At 63.2% G+C, this 20,295-nt stretch carries 20 protein-coding genes and 3 pseudogenes; 7 read left to right on the top strand and 16 right to left on the bottom strand.

Translation table 11 applies throughout. The features are described from left to right. Positions 1 to 47: 47 nt before the first annotated feature. Entirely contained in the window at positions 48 to 1,037 is a 990-nt protein-coding gene (gene rlmB / locus EH165_RS13345; protein ID WP_124799888.1) for a 23S rRNA (guanosine(2251)-2'-O)-methyltransferase RlmB, read from the bottom strand. A gap of 105 nt (positions 1,038 to 1,142) precedes the next feature. Then, positions 1,143 to 2,531 carry a cysteine--tRNA ligase gene (gene cysS / locus EH165_RS13350; protein ID WP_124799889.1) on the bottom strand — a complete coding sequence of 463 codons (1,389 nt, stop codon included), beginning with the start codon at positions 2,529 to 2,531 and terminating at the stop codon, positions 1,143 to 1,145. Between the two features lie 377 nt (positions 2,532 to 2,908). Here cysS and EH165_RS13355 point away from each other — a divergent pair, with 377 nt between their 5' ends. Then, positions 2,909 to 3,412, top strand: a complete 504-nt coding sequence (locus tag EH165_RS13355) for a ribonuclease H family protein (protein WP_124799890.1) — start codon at positions 2,909 to 2,911, stop codon at positions 3,410 to 3,412. A 44-nt stretch (positions 3,413 to 3,456) separates the two neighbouring features. On the opposite strand, the gene EH165_RS13360 is transcribed toward EH165_RS13355, so the two are convergent. From EH165_RS13360 to EH165_RS13385, 6 genes are all read right to left on the bottom strand, one after another. Continuing rightward, positions 3,457 to 4,257 carry a sugar phosphate isomerase/epimerase family protein gene (locus tag EH165_RS13360; RefSeq protein ID WP_422392158.1) on the bottom strand — a complete coding sequence of 267 codons (801 nt, stop codon included), beginning with the start codon at positions 4,255 to 4,257 and terminating at the stop codon, positions 3,457 to 3,459. Between the two features lie 107 nt (positions 4,258 to 4,364). Next, entirely contained in the window at positions 4,365 to 5,288 is a 924-nt protein-coding gene (locus EH165_RS13365) for a Ppx/GppA family phosphatase (RefSeq protein ID WP_124799892.1), read from the bottom strand. A 20-nt stretch (positions 5,289 to 5,308) separates the two neighbouring features. After that, positions 5,309 to 5,989 carry a response regulator transcription factor gene (locus EH165_RS13370; protein WP_124799893.1) on the bottom strand — a complete coding sequence of 227 codons (681 nt, stop codon included), beginning with the start codon at positions 5,987 to 5,989 and terminating at the stop codon, positions 5,309 to 5,311. Then, complete coding sequence (locus EH165_RS13375) at positions 5,986 to 7,155, bottom strand: sensor histidine kinase (RefSeq protein WP_124799894.1); 1,170 nt, start codon at positions 7,153 to 7,155, stop codon at positions 5,986 to 5,988. The genes EH165_RS13370 and EH165_RS13375 overlap by 4 nt, the downstream gene beginning before the upstream one ends. 20 nt (positions 7,156 to 7,175) lie before the next feature. Next, a complete protein-coding gene (locus tag EH165_RS13380) occupies positions 7,176 to 7,937 on the bottom strand; it encodes a phosphoglyceromutase (protein WP_124799895.1) in 762 nt (253 codons plus the stop codon). After that, a complete protein-coding gene (locus tag EH165_RS13385) occupies positions 7,934 to 8,947 on the bottom strand; it encodes a DUF4349 domain-containing protein (protein WP_124799896.1) in 1,014 nt (337 codons plus the stop codon). The genes EH165_RS13380 and EH165_RS13385 overlap by 4 nt, the downstream gene beginning before the upstream one ends. 133 nt (positions 8,948 to 9,080) lie before the next feature. Here EH165_RS13385 and EH165_RS13390 point away from each other — a divergent pair, with 133 nt between their 5' ends. Beyond that, positions 9,081 to 9,827: a cobalt-precorrin-6A reductase gene (locus tag EH165_RS13390; protein ID WP_124799897.1), complete on the top strand. Its 747-nt coding sequence runs from the start codon at positions 9,081 to 9,083 to the stop codon at positions 9,825 to 9,827. On the opposite strand, the gene EH165_RS13395 is transcribed toward EH165_RS13390, so the two are convergent. Beyond that, the gene (locus EH165_RS13395; protein WP_124799898.1) at positions 9,799 to 10,761 is read right to left on the bottom strand and encodes a cobalamin biosynthesis protein; all 963 of its coding nucleotides are present in this window, start codon (positions 10,759 to 10,761) and stop codon (positions 9,799 to 9,801) included. The two genes, EH165_RS13390 and EH165_RS13395, sit on opposite strands and share 29 nt — an antisense overlap. A 22-nt stretch (positions 10,762 to 10,783) precedes the next feature. Here EH165_RS13395 and EH165_RS13400 point away from each other — a divergent pair, with 22 nt between their 5' ends. Next, a complete protein-coding gene (locus tag EH165_RS13400) occupies positions 10,784 to 11,344 on the top strand; it encodes a bifunctional adenosylcobinamide kinase/adenosylcobinamide-phosphate guanylyltransferase (RefSeq protein WP_124799899.1) in 561 nt (186 codons plus the stop codon). Between the two features lie 10 nt (positions 11,345 to 11,354). Here the strand turns inward: EH165_RS13400 and EH165_RS16265 are convergent. From EH165_RS16265 to EH165_RS13440, 7 genes and pseudogenes are all read right to left on the bottom strand, one after another. Further along, a pseudogene (locus EH165_RS16265) lies at positions 11,355 to 12,418 on the bottom strand (mannonate dehydratase). A gap of 64 nt (positions 12,419 to 12,482) precedes the next feature. After that, positions 12,483 to 13,291 (bottom strand): annotated as a pseudogene (locus tag EH165_RS13410) (SDR family NAD(P)-dependent oxidoreductase). A gap of 2 nt (positions 13,292 to 13,293) precedes the next feature. After that, positions 13,294 to 14,268, bottom strand: a complete 975-nt coding sequence (locus tag EH165_RS13420; RefSeq protein ID WP_164479236.1) for a DUF4432 family protein — start codon at positions 14,266 to 14,268, stop codon at positions 13,294 to 13,296. Between the two features lie 2 nt (positions 14,269 to 14,270). Continuing rightward, positions 14,271 to 15,110: an SMP-30/gluconolactonase/LRE family protein gene (locus EH165_RS13425; protein WP_338418496.1), complete on the bottom strand. Its 840-nt coding sequence runs from the start codon at positions 15,108 to 15,110 to the stop codon at positions 14,271 to 14,273. Between the two features lie 427 nt (positions 15,111 to 15,537). Further along, entirely contained in the window at positions 15,538 to 16,284 is a 747-nt protein-coding gene (locus tag EH165_RS13430; RefSeq protein ID WP_124799904.1) for a CPBP family intramembrane glutamic endopeptidase, read from the bottom strand. Positions 16,285 to 16,696: 412 nt separating this feature from the next. Beyond that, positions 16,697 to 17,341, bottom strand: a complete 645-nt coding sequence (locus EH165_RS13435; protein ID WP_124799905.1) for a hypothetical protein — start codon at positions 17,339 to 17,341, stop codon at positions 16,697 to 16,699. Continuing rightward, on the bottom strand, positions 17,338 to 18,150 hold the full coding sequence (locus EH165_RS13440) for an ATP-binding cassette domain-containing protein (protein ID WP_164479237.1): 813 nt from the start codon (positions 18,148 to 18,150) through the stop codon (positions 17,338 to 17,340). The genes EH165_RS13435 and EH165_RS13440 overlap by 4 nt, the downstream gene beginning before the upstream one ends. A gap of 686 nt (positions 18,151 to 18,836) precedes the next feature. Here EH165_RS13440 and EH165_RS16910 point away from each other — a divergent pair. The 4 genes and pseudogenes from EH165_RS16910 (at position 18,837) to EH165_RS16590 (ending at position 20,276) form a co-directional block, all read left to right on the top strand. Further along, a complete protein-coding gene (locus EH165_RS16910) occupies positions 18,837 to 19,277 on the top strand; it encodes a transposase (protein ID WP_422392114.1) in 441 nt (146 codons plus the stop codon). After that, positions 19,199 to 19,537, top strand: a pseudogene (locus EH165_RS16915) (transposase); the annotation flags it as partial. The gene EH165_RS16910 and the pseudogene EH165_RS16915, both read left to right, overlap by 79 nt. A 125-nt stretch (positions 19,538 to 19,662) precedes the next feature. Continuing rightward, the gene (locus EH165_RS16585; RefSeq protein WP_277870504.1) at positions 19,663 to 20,049 is read left to right on the top strand and encodes a transposase; all 387 of its coding nucleotides are present in this window, start codon (positions 19,663 to 19,665) and stop codon (positions 20,047 to 20,049) included. A gap of 5 nt (positions 20,050 to 20,054) precedes the next feature. After that, entirely contained in the window at positions 20,055 to 20,276 is a 222-nt protein-coding gene (locus EH165_RS16590) for a transposase (RefSeq protein WP_338418511.1), read from the top strand. Positions 20,277 to 20,295: the final 19 nt, after the last annotated feature.

Here is a 20,295-nt window from a genome sequence, read left to right on the forward strand (position 1 = left end):
GGCTGTTTCGAACGGAGAAGCCTGCTACTGGACAGGCACTGCAATTACTACCGGGCGTTGCTGCGGCGGCGCCGGGCCACTTCGGCGAGAACCACACCCGCGGCCACGGAGGCGTTCAAGGATTCGACGGTGCGGGCCATCGGAATGGAGATTGTGGCGTCGCAGACGGTGACAGTCAAGCGAGAAAGGCCGCGCCCTTCCGACCCGACGACGAGCACCAGCGGGCCGGTGGCCATATCGAAATCGTCCGTGTTGACGGTGCCGTCGGCGTCGAGGCCGACGATCATCGCGCCGGTGGCGGCCCAGTCTTTGAGAGTCCGGACCAGGTTCGTGCACCGGCCCACCGGGATGCGAGCGGCGGTACCGGCCGAGGTACGCCACGCCGACGCCGTCATTCCGGCGCTGCGACGTTCCGGGACGAGCACACCATGGGCCCCGAATGCAGCGGCGGAGCGGACGATAGCGCCCAGGTTGCGGGGGTCAGTCACACCGTCGACGGCGACGAGAAGCGCGGGTTGGCCGGATTCGACGGCGAGCGCCATCAGCTCGTCCGGGTGTGCGTAGGTGTAGGGCGGAACCTTCAGCGCCAAGCCCTGGTGGATCGCGTTACCCGTCAGGCGGTCAAGTTCGCCGCGACCCACTTCGAGAATAGCGATCCCGCGGCCGGCCGCTTCATGGACGGCCTCGGTCACCCGCTCGTCCGCGGAAAGGCCCTGGGCCACATACAGCGCGGTCGCGGGGACGCCGGCGCGGAGGGCTTCCACCACCGGGTTGCGACCGACTACCGTTTCGGGCAAGTCACTCTTGCCCCGGACCGAGCGAGAATTGCTGGCACCATTGCGCTGCGGGTTCTTACTATCCCGCTTTGCCGCCGCCACAGCACGTTTCGCGGCCGGATGGTGCGGACGCTCCACTGCGGCTGGGGTCGGCCCTCGACCCTTGACGCCGCGGCGCTGCTGCCCACCGGTGCCAACAACCGCACCCTTTTTGGTGCCGTCTTTCCGGACCGCTCCGCGTCGCTGTGAATTGCCCGCCATAACCTTTTATCTCTTCTCTTCATTACTGGTGTAACACGTCATTGCTCAAACGAGCCGGATACTGCTGGACCCTTTACTGCTGGGCCACTGCGCTTATGTCGACACCTAATGAGCCAACGACCAGGTGGCACCGTCGCGGCCATCTTCGACCACAATCCCGGCGTGCGCGAGTTGATCCCGGATCTGATCGGAGGTGGCAAAGTCTTTGGCAGCCCTAGCCTCGGCGCGCTGGGCGAGCATCGCAACAACAAGCGCATCCGTTGCTCGTCTCAAACTATCGCTATCGCTGCTCGCCTGGCTCCACTGCGGGTCGAACGGGTCGATCCCTAGAACGGCAAGCATGGACCGCACCGCGGTCGCTGCCGTGCGAGTTCCAGCGTCATCTACTGCGGCCACTGCGGAGTTTCCTGCTCGAACGTAATCGTGCAAGACGGCTAGTGCTCGGGGAAGGGCAAGATCGTCATCCATCGCCTGGACGAAATCGCTTGGCAACAAACCGATCTCGACTGCACCCAACCTATCGGCAGCTCGAAACAGGAAGGCCTGCACGCGCTCGAAGGCGGTGACCGCATCAGCCAAGGCGTGCTGCGAGTACTCGATCGGCGACCGATAGTGCGCGCCGATTAAGTAGTAGCGCAGCGCAATAGGCCTGGTATGAGATGTGATGGAGTCAATAGTCGCAGTGTTACCAAGCGACTTCGACATCTTCTCGCCAGCGAGCGTGACCCAGTGGTTATGCAGCCAGAATCGGGCAAAGCTATCGCCAGCCGCATTCGACTGGGCACGTTCGTTCTCGTGATGAGGAAAGACCAAGTCCAAGCCGCCGCCGTGGATATCAAACTCCGCGCCGAGGTAGGCGCGGGCCATCGCTGAGCACTCAATGTGCCAACCGGGTCGGCCGGGCCCCCAAGGCGATTCCCATGCTGGTTCACCAGGTTTAGCCGCCTTCCACAGGGTGAAGTCAGCAGAATCGCGCTTGCCAGCACCCAAGGATTCACCTTGCGTCATCTCGTCGATTTGCTGACCGGAGAGCTTCCCATAATCAGGCAACGACCGAACGGCGAAGTAGGCATCACCGCCGGCTGCGTAAGCGTGGCCGGTTTCGATCAGTTGTTCAATCATGCTGATCATCTGCGGGATGTGACCGGTGGCGCGCGGTTCGATGGACGGGGGCAAGCAACCCAAGACCCGGTATGCCTCGATGAATGCCCGCTCGTGCGTCGTCGCCCACTCCCACCACGGACGATGAGCGTCAGCGGCCTTTGTCAAGATCTTGTCGTCGATGTCGGTGACGTTCCGGACGTAGCTGACCTCGTATCCGCTGTACACCAGCCAGCGGTTCAGCACGTCGAAGACAAGACTGGACCTCGTGTGGCCGATGTGGGGAATCCCCTGAACCGTCGCCCCGCAGACGTACATCGAGACCTTGCCAGGAACGAGCGGCACAAAGGGCCGTACCGATCGGGTCGAGGTGTCGTACAGGTGAAGGGTCACCCGGTCAAGGCTACCGGCCGGATGGTATACGCACCTACCAGCCGCGTTTGGGGCCTGGTGCGAGCTTGCCGCGGGCAGCGGGCTTGGTGCGGGGCTTGCCGCGGGCAGCGGGCTTGGTGCGGGCTTGGTGCGGGCCGGGCCTGGCAGCGGGCTTGGTGCGGGGCTTGCCGCGGGCAGCGGGCTTGGTGCGGGGCTTGCCGCGGGCAGCGGGCTTGGTGCGGGCTTGGTGCGGGCTTGGTGCGGGCCGGGCCTGGCAGCGGGCTTGGTGCGATCGGAATCGGTTCGTGCGACCCCGATTGTGGTCGCACGAACCGATTCCGATCGCACGAACGGCGGACGTGCCCGCGGGTGAGCCCTAGCGCTCCTAGGATGTCCAAGTGACTTCCAACCGCGCCCGACTGACCGTGGCCACCGACGGCTCCTGCCTGTCCAACCCCGGCGGGGCTGGCGGCTGGGCGTGGGTGGTCTCCGAGGAGTGCTGGGGGGCTGGCGGCAGCGCGAGCACCACCAACCAGCGGATGGAGCTGCAGGCAATCGGCCAAGTCGCCCGCGCCTTCCCCTCCGATGTGCCGCTTCTCATCCAGTCCGATAGTCAATACTCCATCAAATGCCTCACCGAATGGCTGCCAAACTGGCTGAAAAACAACTGGGTCAACTCGGCCAAGAAGCCCGTTGCCAACAGAGACCTGATCGAATACATCGCGTTCCTGCTCAAGGATCGTGACGTGACCTTCGAGCACGTGCGCGGGCACCGCGGGCATGTCCTCAATGAGATCGCCGACATGAAATGCGGCGCCGCGGCGGAGGCAACCAGAGATGGCCTGCCTGTCAACGAAGGCCCCGCGGGTTGCCTTGAAAAGCTACTCGCTCAACACTCCTGAATGCGCAGAGCAGCGGTCAGTGAACTGAGGTCAGTGAACAGCGGTCAGTGAGCTGCGGCGAAGTGCAGACGCGCGAACGAAAGTGCCTGCGCCAGATCGATCTCACGATCCTCCACTGAGGATTTTCGGGTGGAAATCTCAACAACGATACTGCCATCGAACCCACTAGCTGCTAACTGGCCGAGGATCTGCGCGCAGGGCTGGGAGCCGCGACCTGGCACTAAATGCTCGTCGAGCGCCGAGCCGGTGCCGTCCGCCAGATGCAGGTGCGTCATCCGAGAGCCCATGCGGCCCAGCATTTCCAGTGCATCCGATTCTGCGGTCGCGGTATGCGAAAGATCCAACGTGTAGTACTGATGCCCGGCTCCGCCCACTGCCGGGTCCCAATGCGGCCGGTAGGTAGAGATCACGGATCCCCGCACTCGCGCCGGGAACATGTTCTCCACAGCGATCTTCACCGCTGTCCTGGTCTGGAGTTCGGCGACGGCAGCTGAGAAGTCCAGGGCCGCAGCGCGTTGCCACACGAAGGGCGGATGCGTCACCACCGTGGAGGCACCCAAAGCCTCGGCCATTTCAATGGATCGCGCAAGCTTCACCAGTGGGTCGGTCGACCACACGCGCGACGTAATCACCACGCACGGTGAATGCACTGACAACACGGGAATTTGGTAGGTCTGCACGAGGTCGCGGAGCTCGCTGACGGACTGCGAGACGGCGTCCGTCCAAACAAAGACCTCTACCCCGTCGTAGCCCAGTTCGGCTGCGCGCCGGAAAGCGAGCCCGGTCGGTTCGGGATACACCGACGCGGTCGAAAGCCCCACGGGCGCTTCGGGTAAGCGCACCAAATCGCGGACATCAGCAAACGGAGCCACATCAGCCACTGCAGCCGAGTCAGCAAACGGAGCCAGGTCCGTGGCGGCAACACCGTCGGGCAATGGACCATCAAACTCGCTCATCGGCCGAACTCCAACTCGTCCAACTGCCGAAAGATGACGCCTTCGCGCAGGGCCCACGGGCAGATTTCCAAGACCTGCGCCCCCGTAGCGGACAGTGCGGCGCGCGCCACTAACGCACCTGCCAACAGGTGCGGCGCCCGCTCCGGCGAGACGCCATCGAGCCCAGCAACATCCGCGATGCTCATTTTAGAGACACGCGAAATCACCTGGTCCAAAGATGCGGCTGTCAGAACGCGGGGATCTCCCAGCGACGAAGCTGCGCCAAGCCGGGCCAACGTTCGGAATGTTTTGGAGGTGCCAACGACGTGGTCGATGGGGCCGGCGTGGGCGATCTTTTCTTTCAACGGCGCCATCTCCTTTGCGAGACGCTTTGCAAGAGCGGCTGCTTCGGAGCGTTTTGGCGGATCTGCCATACCAGCTTCGCGGGCTACCCGAGCGGCGCCCAGCGGCACGGACATCGCAAGATCTGGTTCCTCGCCAGTGCCGCCGGCGAATTCGAGCGAACCACCACCGATGTCGAGCACGAGCAATGCGCCACGGCTGAAGCCGTACCAGCGTCGCGCGGCCAGAAACGTCAGCCGCGCTTCGTCTTCGCCGGACATTACGCGCAGATCCACGCGGGTCTGTGCGGCAACGTCGGCGACGATCTCTGCCCAGTTGGTCGCCTCGCGCACCGCGGACGTGGCGAAGGCAAGTAGTTGTTCGCAACCTGCGCGGGCTGCAGCGAGCGCCGCTTCGCCTATTGCGTACAGCAGGGCTTCTTGGCCGTCGTCACTGAGGCGGCCGGCACTATCAATGTGCTCAACGAGCCTAAGAACGGAACGCTTTGAATTCAGCGGCTCCGGTTTCCCGCCCCGATGTGCATCGACCACCAGCAGGTGGACGGTGGTGGATCCAACATCGAGAACTCCCAGGCGCATTCTTGCAAATCTACCCGCCGTCAGCTTTCGAATTTGTAGCCCAGCCCGCGGACGGTCAGCAAGTAGCGTGGGTTCGCCGGGTCGGGTTCGAGTTTGGCTCGCAGCCGTTTGACATGCACATCAAGGGTTTTGGTATCACCGACGTAGTCAGCTCCCCACACCCGATCAATTAATTGACCCCGGGTCAACACCCGGCCGGAGTTTCGGAGCAAATACTCAAGAAGGTCAAACTCCTTGAGTGGCAACGAGATCGCTTCCGCGTTGACCGTCACCACATGACGTTCGATGTCCATCCGGACGCGGCCCGCGGTAAGTACCGCAGCATCTGGTTCTTCAGCGTCCGTGCCGCGGCGCAATACTGCACGGATCCGTGCGATCAACTCCCGCGCGGAGTAGGGCTTCGTGACGTAGTCGTCGGCGCCCAACTCGAGGCCGACCACCTTGTCTATCTCGTTGTCGCGGGCGGTCACCATGATGATCGGCACGGCGCTGCGCGCGCGGAGTGCCTTGCAGACCTCTGTGCCACTCATCCCCGGCAGCATCAGGTCGAGGAGGACGATGTCTGCGCCGGTGCGGTCAAATTCGACGAGGGCGTCGGGGCCGGTGAGTGCGATGCTAGTTTCAAAACCCTCTTTGCCGAGTAAAAACGCTAGAGGCTCAGCGATGGATTCCTCGTCCTCGACGATGAGCACCCTGGTCACATTTCTCCCTGCACACCGTTGATCGTTGCTCTGGTCACAGGCTTGTGTGTAACAGCGTCAGGTGAACCGGAGGTGGACGGCAGTTTGAGAGTAAACGTCGATCCGATTCCCACCCGCGAGAACAACGTGACCTCACCGCCATGGTTTGCCGCGACATGTTTGACGATTGCCAGCCCCAAGCCGGTGCCCCCCGTATTGCGCGATCGAGCGGGGTCTGCGCGAAAGAAGCGTTCGAAAACCCGCTCCTGGTGGGCCGCGGCGATACCTGTCCCGCGATCGGTGACGGAGATTTCGACTCCGCCCTCCCGCGAAACTCTGCTGATGCTGACGGGTGTGGCCGCCGGGGAATAGTGAATGGCGTTGTCCACCAGGTTGGTCAGGGCAGTGACTAGGAGGGTGCGGTCGCCGGTAATCAAAAGCCCTTCGGTGCCGCCGACGCTGACGTCGACGCCGGCGGCTTCAGCGATAGTGGCGGTCCGATTCAGCACGTCGCCGATGACGCTATCGACCTCGACAACGCTGTGATCCAGCTGAGTTTCGCCGCCTTGCAGACGGGAGAGCGCAATTAATTCGGTGACCAGAGCGCCCAGCCTCGTTGATTCGCGCACCATTTTTCCAGCAAATTTGCGCACCATTTCGGGCTCGTCCGAGCCATCCATCACCGCCTCGGCAAGCAACGAGATCGAGCCGATGGGGGTTTTCAACTCGTGGGAAACGTTGGCGATGAAATCGCGCCGGATGGCCTCCACGCGGGCTGCGGCCGACTCGTCAGCGACAACAACAAACACACTCCCGTCGGAAAGTGCCCTCACCTCAGCCTGAATAACGGACGGTCCGCCGCGACCCGAACGGTCCGCGAGCTGGACGTCGATGACGTCGCCCGAGAGGGCAGCCCGCTCCGCCGCATCGAGAATCCGGCGGTCGGCCATCCCGGCGCGCACCACCCCAAGTTCGCCGGCCCGCGCGTTTGCTAGAAGCACGTGGTTCTCGGAGTCGAGAATCGCGTAGCCCGTGCGGGACTCGGCCAGGACAGTGTGGGCGTATTTATCTCGCACGGTGGTGTCCGGGATGAGATCCGGGGTCGACCTGCGCACCACCAGCAGTGCGCCGATCCACCCCAGCAGAATGCCAAGTACGGCAAAAACGATCGCCACGGCAGCGTTCACGGAAACAGTCGCGAGTCGCTCTAGCGGCCCTGGTTGGCAACAGCGTTGATAGCAGCCTTGGCGGCATCCGGATCCAGGTACACACCGCCCGGGGTGATTGGCTTCAAATCCGCATCCAGGTCGTATCGAAGCGGGATGCCGGTCGGGATGTTCAGGCCCGCGATGTCCTTATCACTCACGCCATCGAGCAACTTCACTACGGCACGGAGCGAGTTGCCATGGGCGGTCACGAGTGTCACTTTCCCAGCTCGCAGATCGTCCGCGATGGGTCCGTAGAGGTACGGCTCCAGACGGACCACCACGTCGGCCAAGCATTCCGTCTTCGGCGCCGCGTCACCAAGATCGGCGTACCTCGGATCGCCGGCTTGGGAATATTCGTTGGTGTCACTGATCTCTGGCGGCGGCGTGTTGTACGAACGTCGCCACAGCTGGAACTGCTCCTCGCCGTACTCCTGCAGCGTGGACTTCTTATCCTTGCCCTGCAGGTCGCCGTAGTGCCGTTCGTTGAGCCGCCACGAACGGCGAACATCGATCCAGTGCCGGTCCGCTTCATCCAGCGCCAGCTGCGCGGTGTTGATCGCTCGACGCAGCAGCGAGGTGTGCAGCACATCGGGAAGCAGGCCGGTTTCCTTCAACATCTGCCCGCCCCGGATAGCTTCGGCGTGGCCCTTCTCCGACAGCGGAACATCGACCCAGCCGGTAAACAGACCGAGGTCGTTCCACGTGCTTTCACCGTGGCGAAGAAGTATCAGTGTCGAAGAGGGCGCTGCAGGGGATGTCATGACCCAGGATTCTGCCTTAAAAGCTGACGCTTGCGGTAGCTTCGGCGCACCATGTACAGCGCGAGGCCGGCCACGAGGAGCAGCGGCGCGAAGGGCAGGAAGGTTCCGACCACCACCGCGACCCAGGTCGCAAAACTCACCACGGCGTCCCAGCCGTTGGCAAGCCCACCGGTGAAACCGCTGCGCTCGGCGATTGGCTCCGCATCGGTCCGCACCTGAACTGCGGTGAACGTGACCGAGATCGTCGACAGGCCAACCTGATCGGAGAGAACTTTGAGCTGACCCTGCCAGGATTCGAGATCAGACTGCCGGCTGGTCAACTCTGACTCAATAGAGATGATGTCGGCAACGCTGACCGCTTCGGACAGCAGCGTGCGTAATCTGTCGACGCTGGTCTGCAGTGACGCGATTCGACTTTGCGCGTCGGTGACCTGGGCGGTGACGTCCTGCGCACTTTCAGTGAGACGGGTCACCTTTCCGGCGACGCTTCGAATGTCCGTCAGCAAGGCGTCGTACTTGTCGACTGGGACGCGCAGCACCATAGTGGCGCTCGCGCCGGATTGCTCCAGGCTTCCGACGAATCCGCCAAGGACGCCGGCACGCGCGCTGACCTGAGCGGCGGCCGCGGCCACCGCGTCACGTTTGACGTCGGCCGACTGCTCTCGAGGTGTCTGGGGGTCGATGGTCAACTCCAGTTGCACGTCAGCAGTTTTGATCACCTGCCTGTCCTGCGTCGGGCCAGGCGCCGTAGCTGGGACGCTGCCCGGTTTGCCGCCGGCGCCGCTTCCTGAACTGCCCGACGCATTGCCGTCCGGGCTGCTCTCCGGATTGCCTTCTGCGCTGGCGTCGAAACCGGGTGCAGCTGCTGCCGCGCTAGTCTGAGCTGGCGCGTTCTGCGGAGCCTCGGCGAAACTCGACATCGCTGCGCTGCCGGAATCCTGCGAATTCGAACATGCCGCAACGGCTGCCAACAGCGCAATGCCTACCAGGGCGAATCGTTTGTGTCTCATGGGCTTCAGACGGGACTGCGGCGCGAAGTGGTTGCAGGGCCGCTAGTTACAGTTCGGTCTCAGGGCACTGCGCCCACTGGCTCAGTCCGGCGAGCCGGCTCGTAAAAACCCCCACTGTGGGATATTCACTGTCGTGATCTTGATACTCGGTGGCTCGTCGGAGGCTAGAGCTCTCGCACTGGCACTCACCGCAAAGTCGGTGCCCATCATTTCGTCGTTGGCGGGCCGCATCAAAGACCCCGCCCTGCCAGCCGGCAAAGTTCGCATAGGCGGGTTCGGCGGCGTCGACGGTTTGACGAAGTACCTGCGCGAGAACGCCATCCAGGCCGTCATCAATGCCACCCATCCCTTTGCCGCAACCATCAGCGCTTCCGCGGAAGCGGCATGCGCAAAAAATTCGGTGCCACTCCTGAGGCTGCTGCGGCCCGGTTGGGATTCACTTCCCGGGGCAGCCAGCTGGCACTGGGTTCTGGATACACAGGAGGCGGGCGCTGTCGCCGCTGAACTCTCGGACCGAGTGTTTCTGACCACAGGTCGACAGACTGCGCATGAGTACATTCCAGCGTTGGGTTCCCGCTTTACTGCCGTTCGCGTGGTGCAGGCTCCGTCGGAACCTCTTCCCGAAACGTGGGAAGTGATCACAAGCCGAGGACCATATTCTCTTGGAAGCGAACGAGAGTTCATGTCCAGCAGGCGAGTTGGAGCGCTCGTGACGAAAGATTCGGGCGGCACCTACACCAGCGCGAAGCTCACCGCCGCAACCGAACTCGGCATTGACATCGTCATCATTCGCCGCCCCGAGCCAGGACAGGCGCGGCGAGTCGAGTCGGTGGACGGGGCAGTGAGCTGGGTTACCGCGCTTTCCGCGCTGCCACACTAGCCGACAGAACAGTCGCCAACACTGCCGACAGAGCAGCCGCCAGCCCCGCGGATGCCACACCCACCGCGGCCGCAAGTGTTGCCGTGCGGCTGATGTCGGCAACATCAGGCTCCGGTCCGGTGCCTAGCCTTCCGCGGTTTTCGGTGTGGCCGTCATAGACGTTGACGCCGCCGAAGGTTCGACCCAGCGCGCCTGCGAAGGCCGCCTCGACGAGCCCCGCATTCGGACTCGGATGGCCCGGACCATCCCGAAGTGCTGCTCGCACAGCCTCTTTCGCCGAGCCGCCGACCATCGGTGCGCACCCGGCGATCACGAGGACCCCCAGCCGCGCTGGTAGTAGGTTTGCGACGTCGTCCAGTCGCGCTGCTGCCCACCCGAAGTTGCTATAACGGGCGCTGCGGTGGCCGATCATCGCGTCCAACGTGTTGATCACCCGATACCCGAGCAGCCCGGGCAAACCCGCGACCGCACCCCACAACAGCGGCGCCACAACAGCATCCGCCGTATTCTCTGCCACCGATTCGCAGGTCGCCCTCGTGATTTCGGCAGCATCCAGCTCCTTCGTGTCCCGGCCCACCAGGTGTGTGACCTGGATGCGAGCCGCTGGCAGGTCGCCGGCCTGTAGCTGGCTCGAAATCGTGCGCGCCTCACGCTCAAGAGATCGCCCGCCCAACACCGACCAGGTGCCCAGCGCCACTAAGCAGGTGCGCGCCCACGCGGGCTTCGCCGCCCGTTCCAACATCGCAGCACCGACCACTACCCCGCCCACCAGCGCCGCGACGTGGAAAATGCCGGCTCGCTTGCTATCTGCGTAGGTTGCTTTCTCCAGCGCCCCAGCAAGTTGTCCGAAGCCGGCCACTGGGTGCAGCCGTCGCGGATCGCCGAAGAGGCGGTCGGCGCCCACACCGATCAACAGGCCTGCTGCGGAAGTCATCACAACTGTCAATAATAGGGACGTGACCGCCCCCTCCCCTGCCCCTACCGCGCACCGCACGCTTATTACCGGCGGCGCCAGGTCCGGCAAATCCGTGGTTGCCGAGCACTTGCTATCTGGGGTGCCCCAAGTCGCCTGCCTCCTTCCCGGCCCCATTCCGAATGCGGAAGCCGACCCGGAATGGGCGGCGCGCATTGCGATCCACCAGGCCCGCCGGCCCGCACATTGGCTCACCGTCGAGACATCAGACTTGGCAACGGGTATCGCCGAGGCGCGGGGGGCTGTGTTGATTGATTGCCTGGGCACGTGGGTCACGGCCGTCATGGACGAGCTGCAGGGGTGGGACGCGCCAGAAAGTCAGTGGCGCAACGCTTTTGATGCCCGACTCGCGGGCTTCATTCGGCAGTGGACTCTCGCTGCCGGACCCCTGGTTGCTGTGACCAACGAAGTGGGGATGGGGCTGGTGCCAGACTATAAGTCGGGCCGGCTGTTCCGAGACCTGCTGGGGACCGTCAACCAGGCCGTAGCGGCGGCCAGCGATGACGTTCTGCTGGTGGTCGCTGGCCGCACGCTCAGGTTGTGACGGCTTCGCGTCACTGAGGCTCTACACCCTCCGGCCGGTTGGTAGGGAAGCCCGGTTTGCCGTAGATGGCCTGTTCCAGCCCGCGGATATAACCGATCGCGAACAACCGACCGAGAGTGCCATACGCCGGTCGCTCGTTCGATTCGCCGTGCATTGTGGGCACATGATCTGGCCGCATCGGACCGTTGAAGCCGACCTCGGCGTAGGCCCGCATGCACTCGGGCAGGTCCGTCTGCCCCTCATCGTGGAAGGTTTCCTCAAAGTCGTCTGCCGTGCCACGGACGTCGCGAAAATGCACGAACGCGATCTGGTCGCAGCTACCGAATTCCCTGATCAGCGAAGGCAGGTCCGCTTCCATCAGTGCGAAATTGCCTTGGCAAAAAGTGATGCCATTGCTCGATGATGGCCGGAGCGAAAGCATGCGTCGAAAGGCGTCCGGCGATCGCATGATGTGCGGAACGTTGCGGCCCATCATCCGCGGCGGGTCGTCAGGGTGCATCCCCAGTTGCACCCCAGCGGCTTCGGCAACGGGGATCACCGCGTCAAGGAAGTATTGCAATCCGCCCCAAAGCTGGTCGTCGGTGACCTCGCCCGGCGCTGCCAGGGCGGCAGCGCTTCTGAGTCGGAAGCCCGGAATCCGGTGACAAGAGCGCCGCCGCGGCCAACAATGTCGACACTGGTTCGACCCCAGCTCGAAATAGCCATCCAGTTGTAACAGAGCGTCGGAATCCCCAGGCGACCCATGGCCTGAATCTGGGTGATCACGTTCTCAATCTGCTCGTCGCGGCCGTCGAGCCCGAGACGCACTTTGTCTAGGGGCGCGGTGTCTTCAATGGCGATCACTTTCAGGCCGTGATCTGCAAACAGGTCCATATCCCGTTTGATGGCCTTTTCGCCCCAGGGAATGTCATCAGCTTCGGCCCCCTTGAACCCGTCTTTGCCGACGGAGGCGAACATGCGCTGGTCTTGTTCGGCTCCGTTGAGAAGCGCGACCACGTTGTCTACCCCGCACTGCTTGACCAGCTTCCACAAGGGGTCGGGTCGGGGGGAAAGCATCTCTGACAGTTGGATCATGGTGCGTGCCTTTCGATTAAGGAGAAACAGGACCTGCGGGCGATGCTTAGGGCATGCCCGCGCTTTAGCTTTCTTTCAGCGGCAGAGGCGCTGCAATTCGGGCCAGCAGGCCACCGTCGACCCGAATATCGGCGCCGGTGACGAAGCTTGCACGGGGGCTCGTGAGGAAGGAGATCACTTCGCCAATTTCCGAGGGACGGGCTATTCGGCCGAGCGGGTGGGCCGTCCCCCAATTCGCCAGGACCCGTTCGGCGCCGTCGTCCGACCCGTCACCGAACAACGCGGCGGACTGGCGCAGCATGGGCGTATCGACTGATCCGGGGCTGACGCTGTTGACGCGGATACCGTATTCCGCCTCGTCAACGGCCATCGATCGCGCTAACGAGTGCAAAGCACCTTTGCTGGCGGTGTAAGCCGCAACCTGGTTCTGGGTCGCGGCCGCCTGCACGGAGGCAACAATGACGACGCTGCCCGACGGGCTTTGCCGCAGGTACGGCAGCGCCACGTGGGCGGCCATGTACACGCCTTTGACGTTCACATCGAAAACCTCATCCCACGTCTGCTCGGACGTGGAGACAACATCGCCGTAGCGTTGAATTCCCGCGCACGTGACCAGCGTGTCCAAGCGGCCAAAGCGTGCGATTGCCAGCTCGACGGCCTTCTTGCTCGTGTCCGGGTCGTTAATCGCGCCCGCGACGCTCACCGCTCGGCCCCTGCGTCGATGAGCTCCCTCGCGACATCCTCTGCCTGCTCAATGGTTTGACCGTGCACCACCACTGCAGAGCCCTGGCGTGCCAGCTCCAGAGCGACCCCTCGGCCGATGCCCTGGGACCCGCCCGTTACCAGAGCAACGCGCCCCTCGTGTTCGCCCATCTTTATTCGCTCCTGTCGTGTGGTTTCAAGCTGTGTCTCGTCGCGGACTCCAACGTCACGCTGATGGGTATTTCTACGCGAACATTCGCCCCCAGGCGCAGGACACTCCGTCGTCCCGGACCACTCGTCTGCATACTCGCCGGTTCGATGGCAACAGCCCTGGCGCGTTTGTACCAGGGAAACTCATCGCTCGCGTTGAGCTCTTGCCAGAGCCAGGCGTAGGGCAGAAGTTCGCCGTCCCACTCGATGCGGGCTGTGAGATCCAGATCCAGGTTGGTGATCGACGCCCAATGGGCCTGGAAGTCGTGCAACCAGCCAAACAGCTCTCGCGGAGATCCAGGGGCAGGAATTTCGCGCAAGTCAAGACGGTCGCCAGAGGTTGCCACCGCATACGGCCATTGATGCTCAGAACCAGGATTGCGAATGGAGGTGGTCTGCTCGTCGCTGGTGAATCGTCGGGCGCCGGTTTCGATCCTGCACGTTCCGTCGAGAAACGCACCTCCGAACGCCGGGTGGTGCGAGTAGTCGAACTCCAGAGCGGTGGTGCTCAGATTGGTGAGGGTGTCGATGATGCTGATGGTCGGGCCGGTGAGCCTGATCGTCCGGTCGATGCGCACGGGCACGGAAAAAAGTTCAACATGCAGACGCGCCGTGTGTTCTGTCTTGTCATCGACACTCCACGCTGCGACGGACGCTTCACCATGGAAGGCCAGGGGCGCACCGTGCACCTGCCGCGGGTCCCCGGCGTTCGGCGCCAGAGTCTGCCAGCCGCCCCTGTACTGCTCGAGCCAGCCAGCTTTCGTATCGAACGTGGACGGCTGTTGCCCGTCCCGAATGGCATCCGCCCGCTCCCGCCAGGGGGTGCGAAAAAGCACATCTACCCCGGTGCGCCGATCTGTGAGGGAGAGAATATCTGCCCCGCGCTGCGGGTCGATGGCGACAAACAGATCAGCGGTGGAGAGATCAAGGGTCTGCACGATCAGCCCGCAAAGGCATGCACTGGGACGCCACGAGTGGTGGTGCTGAGCGCAAACACTGAGCCAGCAAGGGGTTGCTGGAGCAGATCAGCTTCCGAGAGGCCCGCCGAGGCAGAGGTGATATACAACGTCCCATCGTCTGCGAACGCGCAACTTGACGGCTTCTCCACCGGCATGGGCACGCGCCCTATCAACCGACCCGTGCTGTCGTAGCGGTGCACGGCGTAGCCACCCCACACCGCGAGCCACACGCATCCGTCCATGTCGACGGCCAGCCCGTCCGGAAGCCCCGGGCTGACTTCGCACAGTTGCGTGAATTCGCCGAGATCTTCTTCGCCGCAGCGGTAATCGGCTTTAAGAAGCTGGTGAGTCATGCTATCTGCAAGGTACATGACGGTGTCATCTGCATTCCAGCCGAGGCCGTTGGGGAGCGAGAAACCAGAGGCCATCACTGTGCTTTCTGCGCGGCCGTCCCAACGATGGAGGGCCCCCACCCCCGGCACAAACTCCTTGTGGGTACTTCCCGCCCAGAGGCGACCCTGGGAGTCGCACTTCGCGTCATTCATCCGCCGGTAGCTTTCTGGCAGCACCGGGTCGACGAGTTGCAGCTCACCATCGACAAACAGCCCGAACCCGCCTTCGACTGCCACGGCGAACCCCCTGTTATTCAAGCGGGGCGCCGCTGCCCCCAGGAGCGTGGGCATGGACGAGACGATCTGCTCGCCCGTCGTCAGGTCGTTCTCGAAGAGCAGTCCGTTGTCAATGTCCACCCAGCACAACCCTCCGGAGCGTCGGTCGAAGACCGGCCCTTCGCCCACTGTGGCCCGAGCGCGGATCACCACTTCAGGTGGGGCAAAAACTTCGACGGTAGTAATAGGTCGTTCCCTTCAAGAGGTCCGAGCCGAGCTAGTAGATACGGGAATCGCTGCGCGTCACGTGGGAGCAGGCTAACGCCTCTGAGGCGCTCACTCCCTGTTCGATAGTGTGGCGCACCACATTCTTCGTACTTACCGTGGCGCGCGCCTGCACAAGAACTGTGGGGAAACCCTGTCTGGACTCGGTCGGCCCCGATACGAGTGAACAAAATCTGGCACTCGGTTTTATGGTTCTGCTGCTGGTGATTCTGCCTGCCGCTGCGACGTCAGGCGAGTGTCTGGCCGCGCCGAACCCGCCAGGCGTTCGCCGGCAGGCGCTCACCGACCCTGCATTGTTGAAGAGGAGCGCTTCAGCCCCTTTGCGCTTGAGGTTAAAGCATCCCGCAAGCGTTGTTTACGGCGACGCAGTGTCCTGATGCCCGCTGCTGTGGCGGTTAGCTACTCGGGCTGAGCGCAAAATGGTGAAACCCAGAATCAGGAAGACGACGAGCGTCACCGCCACCGCGGCGTCTGGAACGGGCTGCACGGAAAGGATCGTCGTAAAATCTGCGGCCGCGTGCACGACGATCAGCGGCGTAACCCATCGGTATCGGAACTGGAACGCGGCGAGAACGAACCCGTAGCACGACGAGGCGACAACATTAAGTGCGACGTCGTCCAAGGTTCGACTCGTCGTCGCCAGCGCGGACAAATGTTGTAAGCCGAAGAGTGCTGCGGTCACGGCAACTGATGCCAGCGGCGGGAAAGATCTGCGCATTCTTTCGAGCACCACTACTCGGCTTGTCAGCTCTTCATTCACTCCGACCAGCACGAGCGTGAGCGCCCACATGCCAAACCCGGGTTCGTCATTGCGCAAGCCCGACGGTAAAGCCCACACCAAAACTTCGGCGAACAGTGGCAGCAGAAATAGCAAAGCGAGCCTGCCGCGCCAGGCCACGAGGATGCCCGACGTACGCCACAGTTTGCGAGCGGTAACGATGGAGACCGCGAAGATCACGCAGGCAACGTTCGCAGCCAGACCTAAGTACCAGCCGGAGATACCGACAAGGGGACCGAGAGTAAGCGCGCCGATAATGACGAAAAAACGAGCCAGATGAATGCCCACGCCAAATCCGAATGCACTCCACCGATCCTGGTTCACCCCGAGCAATATACGGAGCGGGTACGAAAGGTTCCACTTCGCTGATCCTTTACAGGCTGTCCAGGGGCTAGCTAGAGGCGATGCCACGCAGGGTGGTCGCAAGGGGACCACCCACGAAGCCCGGCCACATTTTGACGGTGCGCATCGGAACGCCCACTCCACAGGTCCGGAAGTACCTCCAGATGGCACGCACAAGCGATGAACACCGCGGCGGCGCTTATGCGTGCGCCTGACCTGGCCGAGGGCCCGCCTTGGTCAGCGGTGTCCAACGGTCCCTACAACGAACGTCTACCGGTTGCGCTAAGCGGTCAATTTTAGGTCGCGGAGGATGATCAATTTCGTCCCGATCGGGGATCGCTGAGTGGTCATTAGTCTCCCAGTGGGCCTCGGGGTGGTGCGCGTTTGTGGTGGGTCAGTTGCGGCGACCGGCGACCTGGTGTGCGAGTGCGCCGCAGCCGAGCAGAATCGCGACGGCGGCTACATCCAGGGCCAGGATTATCAGGGTCGAGGGGTTTTCGCTGGACATTGCCCGCAGGAGCGGGTTGACCGGGGATGCGTGTGGAATGAGAACTGCCAGCATCACCAACATCATTGCGGTCAGTACCGCGTACCCGGGGCGGGGCAGCATCCAGTTGCAGCACAGCATGGCGATGCCAATACCGGTGCAGGCGCAGCCCAACTGCGCCGCGGCGCCGAGCAGCAATACTGCTGGGGTGATCGTATGGTGTCCGACCGCGAGCGGTAGGGCGAGGCCGATAGCGGTTAGGACACCGCAGCCGAGCATCGCGGCTGCGACCTGTGAGGCCAGCGCACGTCGTCGTCCGACGGAGACCACGATGATCGCCCGTTGTGCTGAGTCGTCCAGGTTCAGGATGGCCATGCCCAACCAGGTCGCAGCGACCAGCAGCACCCCGGCGCATATCGCGTACAGCGGCAGTAACGGTCCGTTGTCATTCCAGGTGGCGATACCTACGCCAACAATGAATAGCACCGCCGGGGCAACCCAGCGTTGGGAGCGCGAAAGGGTGACCAATCGGTAACGCAGCAGCGCTGTCATCGCAGGTACGTTTCGGGGTTGACGGAGCGAATCGACCAGCCGCGGGACAGGGCCGTGCTCAGTACTTCATCACAGGCTGCAGCGCTCACCAGCAACCGCACTTGATCGGCGGTGACGGTAACGGTAAGCACTCCGGGCAGCTCGCCCCACACTGGTTCAGCCGCCGGCATCCCGGAGCCGTGGACCAGCAAGACGGTCACCATACCGGTGGCGCCGACCGTGAGGCGACCCCCGACCAGCTCGTGAACAACAGCTCCCGGTAATTGGCCGCGATGATCGGTGAGCACCACCGCCGCACCGTCGGCGGCCGCCTGTAACAGCATTCGGGTCAGCACCGCCGCGCTTACAGCATCTAAACCGTCGAAGGGTTCGTCGAGCACCAACAACTCCGCGGGAACGAGGAACGCCTGCGCGATGACCGCCTTACGCTGCGTCCCGCCCGACGCAGTCGCCAACTCCGCATCCCGACCGGTACCCACATCCAACCGATCGAGCAGCACCTCGGCCCGCCCGCGGGCCGCCCGGGCGGTCAAGCCCCGTATACGGCCCAACTGCGATAAGTAGGAGTGCGGCGACAAGCCCCGGTGAACACCGCCTGACTGCGGAACATACCCGCAGATCCGGGGGCGGCCCAGCACCTCCCCGGAAGACACGCCGCTCACCCCCGCCAGGATCTGCAGCAACGTCGACTTTCCCGCCCCGTTGCCTCCAACAACCTGCAGTAAGACGCCAGCAGGCACCTCAAGATCAACACCGGCCAGCACCGGGGCGGCCCGACCGTATCGCTTCACCACCCTCTGCAACCTCACCAAGACTTTCTACGCCCTCACGCTCGGCGAAAGTAACCCGTTCGCAAACACGATCCCGCCTACCAACGTCGTGCGGCGCCGGATTCGTGCGCCTGCGCTGTTGACGACCAAGATCACGACATTTCCGCAACGAATCGACCTACGGGACGGCTCTGAAGTGTTCGACTGTGAGAACGGCTCGTAGGAGTGGTGCAGTAGCCGCTTGCAGTCTTGGTAATCTTGGACGTTCTGAATCCGTCGATGTGCGCCTCGATGCTGTCCCTCTCGACGAGCAACAGGTACGAATTGGGCGACTCGTTTAAACGTGATGTCGAGAGCTTGCAGAACCCGGGCTGACAGCAGATCAGGTGACGGGCTTGCTCGAAGGCCGACTCGAACTCGGCCTCTTCGCCAGAACGCACTGGCAGGATCGCGTGTTCAAGAATCACAATCCCAGCTTTTCACATGATGCCCGTTTCGGGATCCCCAATCGGGACGAGAACTATCTTGGTCGCCGGGCAGCTGAATCGCAGCCGAGGAGTTTCATTTGATCGGAAGGCAATTCTCGCTGGAGCAACCGAGGCTAGCCTCGGGCTTTCATCGAATTGGTTGATCGGGTCGTGTCCAGATCAAGAAAAGGTGCTCTGATCTGCGATAATAAGGGTCTCTTAGGTCCAAATCGTCGCTAGTTCAGGAGCACCTTTCCGATGCAGAAGCCTACCGGTTCTTACCCGTCGTTGCTTGTGGACACCACCGGCAAGGACTTGGTGTCGCAGGCCGGTGCGGTGGTGCTTGTCGCAACAGCCCGCAAGGTCGGCTTGGACCGGGAACTGAGCGCGGCGTTGCGGCCCTGGAAATCACCGTGGGCTGTGATCGATCCTGGAAAGGCGTTGCTGGATATGGCTTTCGCCGTCGCGTTGGGCGGGGATTGCCTCGCTGACCTGGCGGTGGTCAGGTCCGAACCGGCTTTGTACGGACCTGTCGCGTCGGATCCGACGATGTCACGACTTGTCAGCGCACTTGCTGTCGATCCTGGTGCGGCTTTGATAGCGATCAACACCGCCCGCGCGAAGGTGCGGACCAGAGCGTGGAAACTCGCCGGGAGCACGCACCAGACCACAACATTGATGCTCGGCGGCCATTGGTGATCGATTTGGATGCCACCCTGATCACCGCCCACTCCGAAAAGGAACAAGCCGCACCGACGTTCAAACGCGGATTCGGTCACCACCCCTTGGGGGCGTGGATCGACCACGGCGCCGAGGGGACAGGTGAAGCGGCAGCGATGCTGCTACGCAAAGGCAACGCCGGATCCAACACCGCCGACGACCACATCACCGTGACCAAGCAAGCGTTGGCGCAACTACCATCTCATCGCAGCGGGGGCGGGTCGGGAAGAAAGTGTTGATCCGCACCGACGGCGCCGGCGGCACCCACAGATTCGTGGAATGGCTGACAGGGCAGGGGTTATCGTACTCGGTGGGGTTCACCCTCACCGACACCCCTGGTCTGTGAGGGGCCGAGGAACTGGCGTTGATTCCGCAAAAGGCGTGGACCCCGGCCTACGACGCGGACACCACCCCCCGCGATGGTGCATGGGTGGTGGAACTGATCGAGATGGTCGATCTGACCGGGTGGCCGCCCGGGATGCGGATCATCGTCCGCGCCGAACGGCCGCACCCCGGGGCGCAACTGCGGTTCACCGACATCGACGGAAACCGGCTCACCGCGTTCGCCACCAACACCACCCGTGGGCAACTAGCGGACCTGGAACTACGCCACCGCCGCCGGGCCCGCTGCGAAGACCGCATCCGGGCGGCGAAGGATCCCCCAGCCCCAAAGGGCCGGGAGGTGCCCCCACCGGTCTGCGGGACCTTCCGCTGCACGGATTCAACCAAAACCAAATCTGGCTCGCCGTAGTCGCACTGGCCACCGATATCACCGCCTGGTCCCAAATGCTGGCCCTCACCGGCACCGCGGCCCGCAGGTGGGAACCCAAGCGCCTACGCCTGCTGCTGTTCTCAATTGCCGGATACATCGCCAAACGATCCCGAAGGGTCCACCTACGGCTCTCCGGACACGCACCCCACCGGGCACTGATCGCCGCCGCACTAGCCCGCCTTCATAACCTACCGAACCTGGCCTGACCAGCCACAACAACCAACC

Origin of the sequence: Nakamurella antarctica, assembly GCF_003860405.1 — a bacterium.
GTDB lineage: Bacteria > Actinomycetota > Actinomycetes > Mycobacteriales > Nakamurellaceae > Nakamurella > Nakamurella antarctica.